This is a genomic window from Flammeovirga sp. EKP202 (assembly GCF_014534745.1).
Classification (GTDB): Bacteria; Bacteroidota; Bacteroidia; order Cytophagales; family Flammeovirgaceae; genus Flammeovirga.
The window spans coordinates 39458-55949 of record NZ_JACVVP010000016.1; the positions used below are offsets into that span (position 1 = coordinate 39458).

At 35.0% G+C, this 16492-nt stretch carries 7 protein-coding genes; all 7 read right to left on the reverse strand.

What is annotated here, in order from left to right:
* Nucleotides 1-3 precede the first annotated feature (3 nt).
* The gene (locus IC221_RS11740) at nt 4-1899 is read right to left on the reverse strand and encodes a 7TM diverse intracellular signaling domain-containing protein (protein WP_188169154.1); all 1896 of its coding nucleotides are present in this window, start codon (nt 1897-1899) and stop codon (nt 4-6) included.
* Nucleotides 1896-4211, reverse strand: a complete 2316-nt coding sequence (locus tag IC221_RS11745; RefSeq protein ID WP_188169155.1) for an outer membrane beta-barrel family protein — start codon at nt 4209-4211, stop codon at nt 1896-1898. Before IC221_RS11745 ends, IC221_RS11740 begins: the two co-directional genes overlap by 4 nt.
* A gap of 1087 nt (nt 4212-5298) precedes the next feature.
* Nucleotides 5299-7830: a copper-translocating P-type ATPase gene (locus IC221_RS11750; protein WP_188169156.1), complete on the reverse strand. Its 2532-nt coding sequence runs from the start codon at nt 7828-7830 to the stop codon at nt 5299-5301.
* Between the two features lie 138 nt (nt 7831-7968).
* The gene (locus IC221_RS11755) at nt 7969-9492 is read right to left on the reverse strand and encodes a hypothetical protein (RefSeq protein ID WP_188169157.1); all 1524 of its coding nucleotides are present in this window, start codon (nt 9490-9492) and stop codon (nt 7969-7971) included.
* A gap of 159 nt (nt 9493-9651) precedes the next feature.
* Nucleotides 9652-11391, reverse strand: a complete 1740-nt coding sequence (locus IC221_RS11760) for an efflux RND transporter periplasmic adaptor subunit (RefSeq protein WP_188169158.1) — start codon at nt 11389-11391, stop codon at nt 9652-9654.
* A gap of 32 nt (nt 11392-11423) precedes the next feature.
* Complete coding sequence (locus tag IC221_RS11765) at nt 11424-12656, reverse strand: TolC family protein (RefSeq protein WP_188169159.1); 1233 nt, start codon at nt 12654-12656, stop codon at nt 11424-11426.
* Nucleotides 12657-12679: 23 nt separating this feature from the next.
* Nucleotides 12680-16450: an efflux RND transporter permease subunit gene (locus tag IC221_RS11770; protein WP_188169160.1), complete on the reverse strand. Its 3771-nt coding sequence runs from the start codon at nt 16448-16450 to the stop codon at nt 12680-12682.
* Between the last annotated feature and the right edge of the window lie 42 nt (nt 16451-16492).

The window sequence follows — 16492 nt, forward strand, 5'->3', positions numbered from 1 at the left end:
TAACTAATCCGTAGGCAAGAAAGTAGGCAATAGCAATTTTGATTCTTTGTTTTTTGCCTTCAATGTTTTCAACCTAAACTTGGATACTGTGTTTCTAGACATTCCAATTTCATCTGATAATTGCTGAATACTAAATTCCTCATCGAAATTGGATATAATATAAGACAAATAGAATGCTTTGGTTAAATCAAACTTTAAGCTATGGAAAATTGTATTACTAGTGACAGACTCATTATAACCACACTTTGTGCATCGTTTTGAAAACTGTTTAGTCCCGTCAGAATAGGTATGATTACCACATTGTTTACAAGTAAAACCTCCTTTCCACTTTTGTTTTTCAAGATACCTTAAACACGATAATTGATCAGGAAAAAGTTCTTCAAATTCTTTATGGCTTAGCCTTTTATTTGTAAACCTTCTTTCCCTCTCTTGCTTGATCTCCCCTTTTAAGTTGTAGTTATTTACATCAAGAACACGATTAAGTTTGTCTAGCTTTTCTGTTTTATCCTGTAGTTCTTTATTCAGAGTACTCAGTTCAGCTTCTCTTTTCTGTAAAGAGGATGTCCTCTCTTGTACTTTCTCTTCCAACTCATTATTTACCTTCTCACTCAAAATCATTGTTTTCTTCTGTTCCTCAATGACTTTGTTTTGCATTTCTTCTTTTTCAGATTGATGCTGAATGATCTCCTTTTGAGCAATTCTTTCTCTTTCCTTTAAAAGTCTCAAACTATCATAAAGTCCATAAGAGAACAATAACATTTCTAGTAAAATAGAAATTCTAAGACTGTATAAAGTATATGTATTGAAAGGAACAATAGCATACCATTTTAAAAGCCAAATAAAGAAACCAAAGAAAAATATGATCAAGCCAAAGATAAAATAAGGAGATATTTTTTTGTATTCCCTATAGGCTTTGACAACAAAGTAGAGCAGCGTTAAAATTGTAGTAATTAACAATAAACCTCCCTCTTGTGTACTAAAGAACAGAAGAATTAAAAAGAAGATGACAGTTAAAGCTGACATCAGAATGTTCATTGCCTTTGAATAAAGCGGATTATCACTTTCATCAGAAATAATTTCCTTGATAAAAAAGGCCAATGACATCGTCATTCCAAAAATAAACAGAAGAGTTGAAAAAGAATTAACCCAAGGTGCATCAGGCCATACAAACTGAAATCCCATACCATCTCGCGAGGCCGAGTAAAGCATGATAAACACCAAGTGAATAACGTAAAATAAGTATTTCTTCTCTCTGATATTTGCAAAAAGCATTAAACTATAGACGATCATCAACGCGAAAGCACCATAGTACAAGCCAAAAAACAAATATTTAAGTGTGGATTCTTTTATAAATTCGTCACCATTGGTAAGATTAACTAATAAGTCGACTTTATGAGCGGATTGAATTCGGATATAAAGTGGCTGTGTATAATCGATGTTATCAGCAAGAGGAATAATGTAATTTGTATGTTTAATGTCCCTTTTATCGAAGTCATAATTATCACCCATAAAAATCTTTTCGACTCCACCTTCAACGGTAGGCAAATAGACAATCATATCATCAATGGTTTGATCATAAAATTCTATTAGCCATTCATAAGAACTAAAAGAGTCAATACTAATATTCAATTGTAGCCAGTAATTACCTTCTACATTGAATTTATCCTTACTGTGAGTGGTAGAAGTTTTGAAAGACGGTGATAACTCCAGAATTTCTTCATATGATAATTCCTGAGTGAGGTCCACCCAAAAAGGGATTTGACCTAAATCCAAAACCTTACTATACGCAGAATCATAAAGATGAATAACATCCTTATGATTCTGTCCATAAATTTCATTTTTCGATAAAAGAAATGCCGTAATTAATAAAGCAAATGTAAATAGTTTCTTATTTATCATACAGAGAAAAACGACCATGAGAATCCTAACTTAACTGTTGTAGGCAAATCTACAACATTTGATGATTCAAATGTACGTGAAATATTACTTCTATATATTTTTCTAGTAGAGAAAATATCAACAGCAGTAAGCCAAAGCCTACCTTTTCCCTCATATATACTCTTTGAAACCGAAGCATCAACTCCGGAAGCAGGGGTCATTGTACCATTGTAGCGTATAGTTTGTGATAGGTAGTACCCCGTTAATCTAACTCTAAAGCCATTTAAAAGATTGGCTTTGTATGTCATCTTACCATTGAACATTGTCTGTGACAATGGAAAATCTCCAGTTCTAGTATTATACATATCATGGTAAAGATCACCTGAAAGAATAATACGATGTTTTTTACTTAACTGATATTGAACATAGATATTTGTACCAACTGTATATTTATCAACGATATTGGCAAAAGTTGAATAAATTGTATCTCCTTTGTTCTCGAAAACTCTTTCTACTCCGTCAATTGTACTTCTGAAAAACACCCCACCTCTTGTTGAGAAATTGTCTTGATGATTTGTTACATCAAGCACTAATTTTTGTTTCTTTTGAAGTGTTAGATTAGGGTTACCCGAACTAATGAATAAAGGGTTACTATCGTTAATCGTAGGGTTCAGCATCCACTCTGGAGGTGTATTCATTCTAAAAGAATAAGCAATTCGTCCCATCCAGTTTTCATTAAACTTTTTATTCAAGCTTGCATTAGGGTTAAAAACCCAAAAGTTATTTTGAGTACTGAAAGTATCTTCAAGATTTTCAATATCAGAATTGATCACTGAATTTTCTGCTATACCTCCCACGTTTAAAGTTAGATCATTCACAAACTTATACTTGTATTGGAAATAAGCCGTGAACTTTTGGTTTAAATAGTCTGTATTTTGATAACCTAAACCTCTATTGGTTTCCTCACCATCTTCATCTCTATTATAAAAACGTTCGGTGTTGGTTTGTATTTTTGTCTGATTTCTAAAACCAGTAGTTAAGATACTACTTGGATTAAATGGATGAACATATTTTACGTTTGCAAATAGGTTTTTACTTGGTCGATCTCTTTCAGTTAATCTTTCATCATTGTAACGTAGTTCATCTGTATCCAAATACAATGTATTTGTTTGGTTCGTATTTAATTGATCATAGTCATCGATAGAAAATCGAATTGTAGTTAAAAACTTTCGACCCTCCGTCATAAAATGCTTATCATAATTCAATTGAGCCTGTAATCTTTTCGTTAGCCTATTATTTGAAGCCGTACGATAATTAATTCTAGGATTAATATTATCAGGATCTATATTTTGAACAAGTTCTTCTTCTTCACTTTCAGTCGTGTTTTCTCTGTGAGAATAACTCAGATTAAATCGAAGTTTATCGTTCACTGACAATGCATAAGAAGATGACCAATTGGCATTGAACATTTTTAAACCTTGAGTATACTCACTCTCATTTTCACGAGTATTTGAACCATAATTTAATCGTTCTGAAGAATTTTTGTAAGGAAGTTCGTTTTGAATGTAGCGAACATTGACTGTGGTAGACCATTTGTCGCCTGATCTTGAAATATTAAAACCGGCTTTTGCTTGTGTAGGCATACCACCTTCTACATAAATTCTGGCATTGTTACCGAGTTTTACATTTTCTTTCAATACAATATTAATGGCTGTAGTCGCTGAAGTATATTCAGCTGGAGGATTGTTAAGAAGTTCAACCCTTTCAATTAGTTGCATAGGAATATCTTCCAAAGGGTTTTCTAAGCTGGATTCTTCCCCGTTTACGAGAATCACCACCTGTTCACCGTTTGAGGTGACTTCACCATTTTCGTCCATTGTAATAGAAGGCATACCCGAGACAATATCTTCCATATTGGCTCCCCCACCTTCTTCAACATTAAAACTCATTCCGTCTGCCGTCATATTGACAGACTCTTTTTCGGCTGTAACAGTTACACCTTCCAATTCTGTAATGGTTGATTTAAGTAGAATTTGTCCCAACGAGATATCTAAATCATCATTTACAGTAATAATCCTGCTATTTAATTTATAGCCGGTGTAATGAAACTGAAGCTCATAGTCTCCTTTTTCCTTTACTTCTAGCGTAAATTTTCCATCAAAATCAGTGCTTACAATTGCAATAGTTGCATCAGCTTGCTTACAAGAAACATTCACAAACGGTAATGATTCTTTCGTGTCACCATCTATAACTTCTCCTGAAATGTTTTGAGAATAAGCTGTTAAGATAGATAAATGAAAAAATGTAATTGTTATAAGTAGTAATCTAAACATCATCTAGTAATTAATAATAATTTATTTAGTCTTCGCAGTAGTAATTATGATAAATTTAAGATATAATTGAAATAACTGTATTACAATGACTTATTATTTAATAAATTCTAACAAAAAAGAATACCCTAGATAGTCAACTACCTAGGGTATATGAGTTAATGTAACTTACATCCTAATCAAATCCATGATAAACACATTCTTGAATTAGGGATAATTAGGTTTAATCAGGAAAGTAGCTAACCGAAACTCCAAAAACTTCGGTTAGTTACCTATGATCATATATAGGTTTTAGTACATAGTTTTAGCAATTAGCATCTCATTGGTTTTGTTTTCAGCTAAGTTGTTAAAGGTTCCTTGCTCTATATCGTGGTGAAAAGGAGGTTTAACGCTCCTTTTCTATAAAGTATTTGTTTAGTCCAGTGTAAATTTATGTTTATACTCAATCTTATCTTATTTTTAATTGGCTTGTAGCTCTCCAATTTTCGAAGAGTAGTTGCCCACTCTTCGATAAATTAGAAATAGATAAAATGATAGTTTCTATGTTAGTAGTAGATATATTAAGTGATAATGATTTATGGTTTTAGTTTTAGCTAAGTTTTAAGACTCTATCTGGTTTTGTTTTTAGTATTTAATCTTCCTCTCATTAATAGTACAGCAAATCAATTATTGATATAATATCTTTATCTGTTTCACATTTCAAGTATACTAGCTTCAGTTGTTTTTTGATTCATTTTTCTTGATTTTTCATTGAAAAAACCGAAAAAATGGACACAAAAAAAACATTATAACAACAACAATAAAAACAATCAAAAACACTAAAAAATAGGCTTATCCGCATTGTTATGAAGGTTTATAACCACAATAAAAACAATTCAAAAAAAATATGATAAATCTAAAAAAATCAGTAGTACACCATGTTATTCACTATGTACAACACCTAGGTTACGATCAATGAACTTTATTAAATATTTTATAATACCTATTATATCTTACCATTCATTCTAAGTCAAAAAAGGAACTCCTTATAAAAAAATAGAGCCTCTACTTCAGATTGAAGTAGAGGCTCTATTTTTGGTTGACTATAATCCTAAAGTTTTACCCTTTTCAAGCGAAGTGCATTAGAGATTACAGAGACAGAACTAAAACTCATTGCTAATGTTGCGAGCATTGGACTTAATAGAATCCCAAAAAATGGGAATAAAATCCCTGCCGCTATTGGCACACCTAGCACATTATAGAAGAATGCGAAAATTAAATTCTGTTTTATATTCAACATTACTTTCTCACTTAACTTTCTAGCTTTGGTTAAATTTGAAAGATTACCTTTCAATAAAGTAATTTCAGCACTCTGAATGGCAATGTCGGTACCATCTCCCATTGCTATTCCAATATTTGCTTGGGTGAGAGCTGGTGCATCATTTATTCCATCCCCTGCCATGGCTACATGAAAGCCTTTACTTTGTGCATCTTTGATGTAGTTTAATTTATCTTCAGGAAGGCAATTCGCTTGATAAGAAGTTATCCCGACTTGGTCAGCCACATATTTTGCGGTAGCTTCATTATCTCCAGTGAGCATGACCACTTCTATCCCCTCTTTTTGCAATGCGTTTACTTGCTGTTGAGCATCTCTCTTAATTGGGTCTGTTATGACAATACCTCCAAGCAACACTTTATTTTTTGAAACATAAACGATCGTTGCTCCCTCTACTAAGTGTCTATTTACTTTTTGAAGTTCCTCATGCCCTAAATTTTCAAGGTCAACAAGTTTTTGATTTCCTACAGCAATTTCATCGTTTCCTATCAATGCTTTCCCTCCTTTTCCTATCAAATATTGATACGCTTTTACACCAAGAATATCCATGTTTTCTTGCTTCACTTTTTCCACAATAGCTTTAGCCAAAGGGTGATTGCTATTTTGATCAATACTAGCGGCATAAGTAAGGATCTCCGATGAAGATGTACCATTGAAACAAAGTACTTCCTTTACACTCGGTTTTCCTTCTGTTAGCGTACCGGTTTTATCAATCATCAAAACATCTACCTTACTGAAGTTTTGTAACGCCTCTGCATCTTTAATTAGAATACCATATTGTGCACCTTTTCCGGTTCCAACCATAATAGACATTGGAGTGGCAAGTCCTAGAGCACATGGACAGGCAATCAGTAAAACGGCAACTGCATTAACTAAAGCATAGGTGGCTGCATTTTCTCCATTGTATAAGAAAAACCAAATGAAGAACGTAAGAATAGAAACACTGACAACAATCGGAACAAAATAAGTGGATATTTGATCTGCAATTTTCTGAATGGGAGCTCTAGATCTACTTGCGTCATTGACCATACTAATGACTTTTGAAAGAAGTGTCTCGCCCCCTACTTTCTCAGCTTTCATCAAAAATGAACCATTTATATTAATCGATCCACTGGTCACCTTATCATTTATGGTAACGTCAACAGGAATTGGCTCTCCAGTAATCATAGATTGGTCCACTATGCCATTGCCTTCTGTAATACTACCATCAACTGGAATTTTCTCCCCTGGCTTTATTTTTACAAGATCACCTTTCTCAATATGTTCAATGGCTACTTTAAACTCTTTATTATTTCTAATAATCGTAGATGTGGCAGGGGCCCATTGAAGAAGTGCTTTTAGTGCTGAGTTGGTTTGAGCATGCGCTCTAAGTTCCATAAGTTGACCAATCATCACAAGTAACAAAATGCTACATGTAGCTTCAAAGTAAACATGTACCGCTCCGTTCTCTTTAAATTGATCAGGAAAGGCACTAGGGAATAAAAGAGCTATCACACTAAAACCAAAGGCGACCATTGTTCCTATACCAATTAAAGTCCACATATTAAGGTTTCGGGTCACGATAGAAGACCAGGCTCTTTTAAGAATAATGTTGCCGGTATAGAACACCATAGGTATCGTGAGTAGAAATTGTATCCAATTCCAAGCGGTTTGTGACATAAGGCTCAACATTGCATGATGTATGGGTGGAAATAGATGTCCAAGCATTGCAATGCTCACCACTGGGATTGTCAACAAAAGGCTTAATTGGAACCTTTGTTTCATATCTTCATAAGCCTCATTTTTCTCTTCCTCTAATTCAGGAATAACAGGTTCCAATATCGTTGTACAAATAGGACATTCACCGGGTGCATCATGTAATTCGTCAGGATGATTCGGGCAGGCATATTGAACGGCTGGTTTCGCTTCAGGTATTTTTTCTAAAGGCATTCCACAAACTGTACAATCTCCCGGATCATCAAAAAGCTTATCTTCCCCCTCACACATCATAGGACAATAATATTTACCAGCATCTTCAGAAGAAAATTGAGGGACTTCATATTCAATTTTTGGGATTTCATGTGTGATTTTAAAAGCAAATTGACTTGCATCAACATCTTTAGCTGAAAGCTGTTCTTTTACCTCATAGCCTGCTTCTCCAATTATCTTATTGACGCACTTCTGACATGCTCCTTCGGTGACGACCCTCAGGATATTTCCATCTATTACTTCCCAATCAATCACTCTTGGGTCTTTATCTAGAAGAGGTTGTACTTTGGCTTCACAAGCCTTACACCCCAATGTAGTATCTAACGTTAATTCTCTCATCTGCTTATTGCGATTAGTATACTACAAATATAAGGTGGGTTATGGTTTTTGTTTGTATAGAATTTTTGTAAAAATGTGTAAGATCTTTCCCCAAAAAAAGTCAGTACCTTTTGAAAGCTACTGACTCTTTGATAATCGTTAGTATTGAATTGACCTTGCTATTTCTTTTAATGGAATAAAAACAGGAACATTTTTCTGTTTTAGCCTCGTCTCAACCTCACTTAATTCTCTTATGAAAATATCATTCAAATCTTTCAAGTATTTTTTGGTTGATTCAGAATAGTTGGTCTTCTCAAAATTATATTTCGTATTGTATAAAGTAGAAACATTGGTAGGTTTAAAGAACATCTCTCTTTCCATTCTATACCTAAACATATCTTTGATTGTCATTCCATTTTCCCAATCAATTTCATTATTATGAACCTCTTTAGGATTTACTCTTACTCTTAATGGAACCATATAACTTGGAACTTGAGCAAAACTATGGTGATCGGCCGAGTGAGCAACAGATACATCCCATATGATCATCGTGATTTCCTGAATTAAGTTATCCTTCAAAAGAATTTCATCAGCTGAAGTAAATGTAGGTAACCACTGATTAATATGCCCTGCCCATTCCTTGATAATCAATAATTCTTCATCACTAATGACATTGACTACTTCAGTTACAAATTTCTTTATGACATTATAGTACTCAAGAAGGAAGGTGTAATAAGGTGAATCAAACTTTTCAATTTCTTTAGAATAGTGATACCCATTATAACTGTCATTTCCTTCAATACCACTATAAGCACAAGCCACAAGTGATCTTTGACCATCTCCGTCACCAAGGAAACCAGAATAAGGAAACTTTTGATCATTTTCAACCGGAGAAGCGGTAGAGTTTAGTACTACTTTATTAAGCACCAATGTATGTTCAAAATGGGGCAAAAGTAGTTGCAATACGATAGTATTAATTGGAAGAGAAGATTTACTAATCGCATTGATACAGTCAAATGGAAAATGAAGTAGTGCATGTTCTGACAAAATCAATTTGTAAGCCGCTCCTTGCATAGCATATACCTTTGCGATCGACCAAAGGTCTGCATCAGTAGGTTGAACTATTTTCTTATCCCCTTCAAATTGATCTACATAAATTAGTTTTGCCTCAAGAACATTGTTTACCTTTTCAAATACTACAATTGTACCTGTAGCATAAATTCCTTCAAAAGGCTTCGTAAAAGACATTAATGAAAAGTCGATAATGTAGTATTCCCTTTCATTATGATCTAGTGGAAGAAAATCATTAAAAATAGCTTTTTTTTGATCGCTTAGTCCTTTAATTAAAAACTTACTGAATACGCCCGCACCTAAATAATGATTGAAATCTTCATCGCTGATTTTATGAAGTCCTTTGTGTTTATAAGCATAGTGAAGTGCTTTCGGCCAATAGGTCCACATGTTCTTTACATATCTACGACCTATTTTTTTCTTCCATTCCTCTTTTTCTTTCCTAGGAAGTCTTAGTACTGCGGGCGCTTCACCTTTTGGATTTCTAGGTGAAGGTTGTGGCCATGGCCCCTGCCTTTGGTATAAAAAAGCTTCTTTCGGTAGGTTTACGTTTTTTTTAGAGTCGGATGTTTGTTGATGAGCTAAGCCCGATAATTCATCTAAAGTCTGCATGTTGAAAGTATAAATAAGTTGTAATACACATTTAATACAAAACTAGCTAGAATAATTTTACCATAAAATAGTGAATATTCATTCTCTTTTTATATGCAATCTATATTACAACTCACCCTTTTACATTAGATCACTGAAAAACAGTAAGTTGATTCTTATTTATTGTATTTCTCTTTTCATTTCACCACACTTCAACATCATATCACCGTAATATGGATTAAGAACATCTTTTGTAGTTGAAAGCCAAGATGCACCTTGATCATGATTTGCCATTGGGCAATATAAGAGGAAGACTTTCTCATTGGAAGGTAACCCTAAACGTGTAATTACGTCTGTCAATAACTTAGAAACTGAAACTAAATAACGTCTTCTTGTATCAATGTTATCTGCTTTTTGCATTGCTAACACATCTTCTTTCAGAGTTTTTGATTTTTTCATCCAATAATGATGAGCCTCACCTTTCAATCCTTTCATTTGAACCAAATCCAATTTTTCTGAGAAATCCCCTAGCAATTCTTTTGCTTTATCATCATCACTTGCAACGAGAGCATCTTTCATCAAAATATAGGCTTGGAATGCTTGTTGGAGTTGAGACTGAAATACAGGTGAAACACCTTCTTCAAATTTTGATTTACCATCAGAATACATTTCTTCACTTGACATTTCTCCTTTATGTGGATCAATCATACTTGGTTTCCCCTTAAGCTGAGCGGCAGCATCTACCGTGTAAGTACCTTGAGTGACTACATGTTCTCCCATTTTCAATCCTTCTGTAATGATATAAGCATTGGATAGATTTGTCCCTAAAGTTACTTCCCGCATTTCAAAAGTAGGTTCTTCTTGGTTCTCAACTTTCACATAAATGATGGATCTTGGACCTGTCCATAATACAGCTGATTTAGGAACAACAATTACGTCGTCTTTAGTGGGCAATTTGGCTTTTAAATTTCCTGTTACAAACATTTCCGGTTTCAAAGTTCCTTTATTATTCATAACGTTTCCTCTTATAGATGCCACTCGTGTTTGAGGGTTAATAAAAGGGTCAATAAAGTTGATAGTGGTTTTAAACTCTTGACCAGGGTATGAGGATACCGAAAAAGTAACCTTATCACCTACTTTAATCCACGCCAAATCACTTTCATAGGCGTCAAACTTCACCCAAAGGCGGGAAAGATCTGCTAAATCATACATAATTTGACCTTCCATCACATGGTCTCCTTCCACCACATTCAATTTTGTAATAACCCCCGATATATCTGCTCTAATGACAAACTCAGTCATTACTTTTCCTGATTGATCAATTTCATTGATTTGTTTTTCTGTCAATTTCCATAATCTCAATTTCTCTTTGGCAGCACGTAATAGTTGAGGATTGGTTTCTTTTACCTTTTTGGCTTCAAAATACTCCCTTTGAGCTGTTACTAATTGAGGGGAATAAATTGTTGCGAGCTTCTGTCCTTTTCTTACTCTTTCTCCAATATAATTCACAAAACTTTTCTCAATTCTACCGGAAATATGTGATGCTTGAGAATAGGTTCTTCTTTCATCAACAGCCAACTTTCCTTGTAAAACCAATTCTTTCTCAGGTGAAGATTGAATCACCTCCGTAGTTTGAATGTTTGCAAGTGCAACGGCTGACTTGGACAAAGAAATGTGAGAGAAGTCTTGCCCTGCATCTGAAGTTGAAGCTGGTATCAAATCCATTCCACAAATTGGGCAATCCCCTGGTTCATTTTGGCGTATTTGAGGATGCATAGAACAAGTCCAAACCTCTTCTTCCGAATGTTGATGTTTGTCTTCATGTGTACTTTCTTCTCCACTAAAAAACAACCAACCACTCATTAACCCGACTATAAACACGAGTAATAATGAGCCATAAGATTTTATATATTTTTCCATTGTAATTTCTTTTTAATTGATGCCTGAAATGATTAAACGCCTTGAAGGAAATCGATTTTGGCCAGCGCATCATTTTTACTTTGTTCAGCTTTATGAATTTTGAATTGGTACTCTAAACGTTGCATTTGTAAGCGTAACAATTCAATAAAGGCAGATCCTTGTGTATTTTGTCCAACGGTATAGATTTCACGTTGAATTTTTATTGCTTGATCCACTTTTGCTATTTGCTGATCAATTAAGTTGATATCTCTTTTTGCATCTTCCCTCTGATTTTGAGCTTTCAAATATTCTGATTGAAGTGCATTTTGTAATTCTTGCTTCTGTAATTTGATCGATTGGTTGTTCAAAACTAGCTGTTCTTTTCTGCCGTTGTATTTTTTAGCATTAAAAACAGGAATAGACAAACCGATCATTGGCATTACAGCATTATTTCCGGCATTATCAGATTGCATTTGAGTGTTGCCAATGATACTATAATCTAAAGCGATTTTGATTTTTGGCGATGCTTCTTTTGCTACAGATTGAATTTCGGCGTTCACCACTTTTTGATTGGCCTCTAATTCTAACAACAAAGGGTTATTTCCCAATGAAGTCGAGTCTGGATTGAAAATCAATTGGTCTGACAATTCTATTTTCTTCGTTGGATGATTAAGTACTAAACCAAATTGTTGGTTGAATAGTGTACTATCCGCAATTAAAGCATTAATCTTATTTTGAGCTTCTTCTATTTGCATCTGTACCCTTAATACATCTACCAAAGAACCTTTTGCATTTTCATATTGTGTTAAGGCAATTGATTCAAAACTCTTCAAGATCTCAAAGTTATATCGAGCTGACCCAAGATCTTTTTGATTCTGAAGCATTTGAAAGTACAAAGCCCTCACTGTATATTTTACTGTATTTTCTGTTTGATGCTTTTGCTGTTCCGCTTTTTCAACTTTATGATTCACTACATCGTATTGTTTCGCTCTTGTACCAAACCAAGGCAACATTATTCCCGCTGAAACTTTATGATCAATCGGTCCATTTCTCGTTTCAATTGGAGACACTCCATAACCGTACATTACGTCTAAGTTGGAAGTGGCTTCGCCTTTTATGATCTCTTTTTCTGAGGCTACAGCTTGAATATTCTGGTTTTGAGCTTGAATACCAAAGTTATTTTCCAACGCAACAGAAATGTAATTATCCAAGAATGGGTTTTGAGCATTTCCTGTCAATGCAAATAGCAATAAAACCAGTGTTATACTTTTTTTAAGTTGTTTCATTTCTTTACAATTTCAAATTATACTTACTGATTTTCATTAGTTGTGATGGACTTTGACAAGGCTCCTTCTTTGACAGCACAATATAATGTTGGTACCACAAAGAGAGTCAACAGAGCAATGGTCATTCCACCAAACCCAGGAATTGCCATGGGCTTCATAATATCGGCTCCTCTGCCTGTAGAAGTTAAAATTGGAATGAATGCCAATAATGTGGTCGCTGTTGTCATCAAACTTGGTCTGATTCTTCTCATTCCACCCTCTAGTACTGCTTTTCTGATTTCTTGTACGGATTGAGGTGCGTTTTTTGAAAAGGATTGATCAAGGTAAGTAGCGATAAGCACTCCATCATCGGTTGCAATACCAAACAATGCGATAAAACCCACCCAAACTGCAACACTTAAATTGACTGTTCCAATGTCAAAAAGTGCTCTCATATTTGTACCCAAAAGGGTGAAATCAAGAAACGATGGTTTGCTGTACATCCACAACATCAAAAAGCCTCCACTGAAAGCTACTATTATCCCTGAAAAAACCATCAACGTCGTTTTCACTGAATTGAATTGCAGATAAAGGATGAAGAAAATAAGCATCAAACAGATCGGCATTACAATAGAAAGTCGTTCTGATGCTCTTAACTGATTTTCATAATTTCCAGAAAATTTATAACTGACCCCTTTAGGTACAACCAAATCGCCATTTTTAATTTTTGCTTCAATATAAGCTGTCGCTTCCTCAACTACCTGCACTTCTGAATAGTCAGGAAGTTTGTCCAATAGTACATAACCGGTTAAGAAAGTATCTTCACTTTTGATACTTTGAGGACCCGCAGTATACTTTATTACCGCCAATTCTTCCAAAGGAACTTGAATGCCTAATGGAACATTAACTAAGAACTTTTTCAACACATCAGGATTATCTCTATATTCTCTCGCATATCGAAGGCGGACAGGGAAACGCTCTCTACCTTCTACAGTATACGTCAATGGCATTCCACCAATCACCATCTCCAAAAGCATTTGCATGTCTTTGACATTCATACCATAACGGGCAATTTTCTGGCGATCAATTTCGATTTCCAAATAAGGTTTTCCAACAATACGGTCAGCAAAAACAGCTTCTTTTTTAACAGAAGGCACTTCCTTTAAAAGTTGCTCTAACTGAATTCCAAAGCCCTCTATTGAAGCTAAATCTGGACCATAAACTTTAATTCCCATAGGAGCCCTCATACCCGTTTGAGTCATAATAAGCCGTGTTTCAATTGGTTGCAACTTAGGAGCAGAAGTTAGTCCAGGCAACTGTGTCACTTTTACAATCTCTTGCCAAATATCATCGGGAGATTGAATTTCATCTCTCCATTGTCTGAAATATTGACCATTAGGATCTTCAATTAAATTGCCATTATCATCTTTGAGGTACTTTCCGTCTTCATCCACCTTAAACCTTAATCGGTTCCCTTTTTCATCTACCTTATACTCTGTTTTATAATTGATAATGTTCTCATACATTGATAATGGCGCCGGATCTAAAGGTGATTGGGTTCTCCCTGCCTTTCCAACAACCGATTCAACTTCAGGAATACTTTTCACGGCCATATCCATCAATTGAAGGTTTTTCTTTACCTCTGAAACCCCTGCATTAGGCATAGTTGTGGGCATCAATAAAAAACTTCCTTCTGACAAAGACGGCATAAATTCAGAACCAATCCCTGGGAAAGCCTTACTCATATTTTGGTAAGCTCTTGAGGAGGTTACATCCACATTCATTGAAGAAAAAATACTTTGAATGGGTGAAAATAGAGTTGCAAATCCCTGCCAGGCTGAAATTCCTGAAAAGACAATAAAGAAGACAATCGATAAAAATGTGATTTTATGATCTAAACATTTTGAAAGGATTTTGGGGTAAATTTTAATGAAAAGCTGAAAACCTCCTAATATCAAAATAATCAATCCTGCGACAAAAATAAAATTCTTAAAGTCACTTTCTTGAGCTCCGAGTGGTAACCAATCCATTGCCAATAAATAGATGATAAGGAAAGCCACTATTCCACTTTTTATTCGATCATAATTTACCTCTGAGATGTATTGCTTCAGTTGTTTTTCAAATAGTGAATAAAGCGAAACGAGTACCACACCAAAACCTAAAGTGAACTTGATGAAAAGTAACCCAACACCTATCATCAGAGAAATTATTTTAAAGAGGAATGCCCCCTTTTTCTTTTGGTCTGATTTGAAGAAATAATAGGCAAATGATGGTAAAAAGATTAGTGCTACCACTACAGAAGCACATAATGCAAACGTTTTGGTATAGGCCAAGGGAGTAAAGAGTTTCCCTTCTGATGCTTGTAAAGTGAAAACAGGAATAAAACTAACTACGGTAGTCGCTACTGCAGTAACGATCGCTCCGGAAACCTCCTCTGTTGCATCATAAATTACTTGTATCAGCTTTCGTCCTTTTCTATGATCAAGATGCTTAATCAAGTTTTCGGACATTACTATACCTATATCGACCATGGTTCCTATTGCGATGGCAATTCCACTTAATGAAACAATATTGGCCACAATGCCCATATATTTCATTACTACAAAAACCATCAAAACTGAAATAGGCAATAAACTTGAAATCAAAACAGATGCTCTAAGATTCCAAACCATGATCAAGACTACAATGACGGTGATTAAAACCTCTTGTATTAAAGCCTCATTGAGCGTACCAATTGTTTCTTTGATCAGAGTAGAGCGGTCATAAAAAGGGACAATGGTGACTTTACTTAGCGTTCCATCCTCCAATATTTTCTGAGGCAATCCAGATTGGATCGAATTGATCTTATCTTTTACATGATCAATCACCAGCATTGGGTTTTCTCCAAAACGAGCCGTTACGACTCCTCCTACTGCCTCTGCACCTTCTTTATCCAAAATACCTCTTCGATCTGAAGGACCTTCAACTACTTTGGCTACGTCTTTTATTCTAATGGGAATATTATTATTGACCTTCACAACACTTTCTTCAAGGTCACTTAGGTCTTTGATGTAGCCAATTCCTCTCACAAAATATTCTGCACTATTGACCTCAATTGTACGTGCTCCTACATCTAAATTTGAATTTTGGACAGCATTCATCACTTGCTGTAGCGTAACATCATATGCTTTCAAAGCATTGGGATCCACATCAATTTGATACTCTTTTACGAAACCTCCAACGGATGCAACTTCTGCCACTCCATCAGCAGACATAAGAGCGTATTTCACTAAGAAATCTTGAGTGGATCTTAGTTCCTCTAAATTCCAACCGCCTGTTGGATTTCCTTCTTCATCTCTCCCCTCTAAAGTATACCAAAACACTTGACCAACAGCTGTTGCATCTGGACCTAAAGTGGGTTGAACACCTTCTGGAAGTGTATTAGGTGGAAGGCTATTGATTTTTTCTAAGATTCTAGTTCTTCCAAAATAGAATTCAACATCATCTTTGAAAATTATATTGATGGAAGAAAACCCAAACATTGAGTTACTTCGGATACTCTTCACACCCGGAATGCCCAGCAAACTCGTAGTCAATGGATATGTCACCTGATCTTCTATATCTTGAGGAGATCGGCCGGGCCAATTGGTAAATACAATCTGCTGATTATCTCCTATATCTGGAATAGCATCAACTGCTACAGGATCATAGGGTATATAGTTATTAATTGCTGTTTTGAATGGACTATGAATTAAGCCCCACAATACAAACAATAATAAAACGACAATCGTCACTACTCTGTTATAGAGGAAGAAACGAACGATTTTATTAATCATTTTATCTATTTAGTTTAAAGAAAGGCCCAATAAAGCCTCAAT

What these genes read in the sequence shown, in the direction of transcription:
- IC221_RS11770 (WP_188169160.1), bottom strand. Translation starts at nt 16,450, where the DNA reads ATGATTAATAAAATCGTTCGTTTCTTCCTCTATAACAGAGTAGTGACG.
- IC221_RS11755 (WP_188169157.1), bottom strand. Translation starts at nt 9,492, where the DNA reads ATGCAGACTTTAGATGAATTATCGGGCTTAGCTCATCAACAAACATCC.
- IC221_RS11760 (WP_188169158.1), bottom strand. Translation starts at nt 11,391, where the DNA reads ATGGAAAAATATATAAAATCTTATGGCTCATTATTACTCGTGTTTATA.
- IC221_RS11750 (WP_188169156.1), bottom strand. Translation starts at nt 7,830, where the DNA reads ATGAGAGAATTAACGTTAGATACTACATTGGGGTGTAAGGCTTGTGAA.
- IC221_RS11745 (WP_188169155.1), bottom strand. Translation starts at nt 4,211, where the DNA reads ATGTTTAGATTACTACTTATAACAATTACATTTTTTCATTTATCTATC.
- IC221_RS11740 (WP_188169154.1), bottom strand. Translation starts at nt 1,899, where the DNA reads ATGATAAATAAGAAACTATTTACATTTGCTTTATTAATTACGGCATTT.
- IC221_RS11765 (WP_188169159.1), bottom strand. Translation starts at nt 12,656, where the DNA reads ATGAAACAACTTAAAAAAAGTATAACACTGGTTTTATTGCTATTTGCA.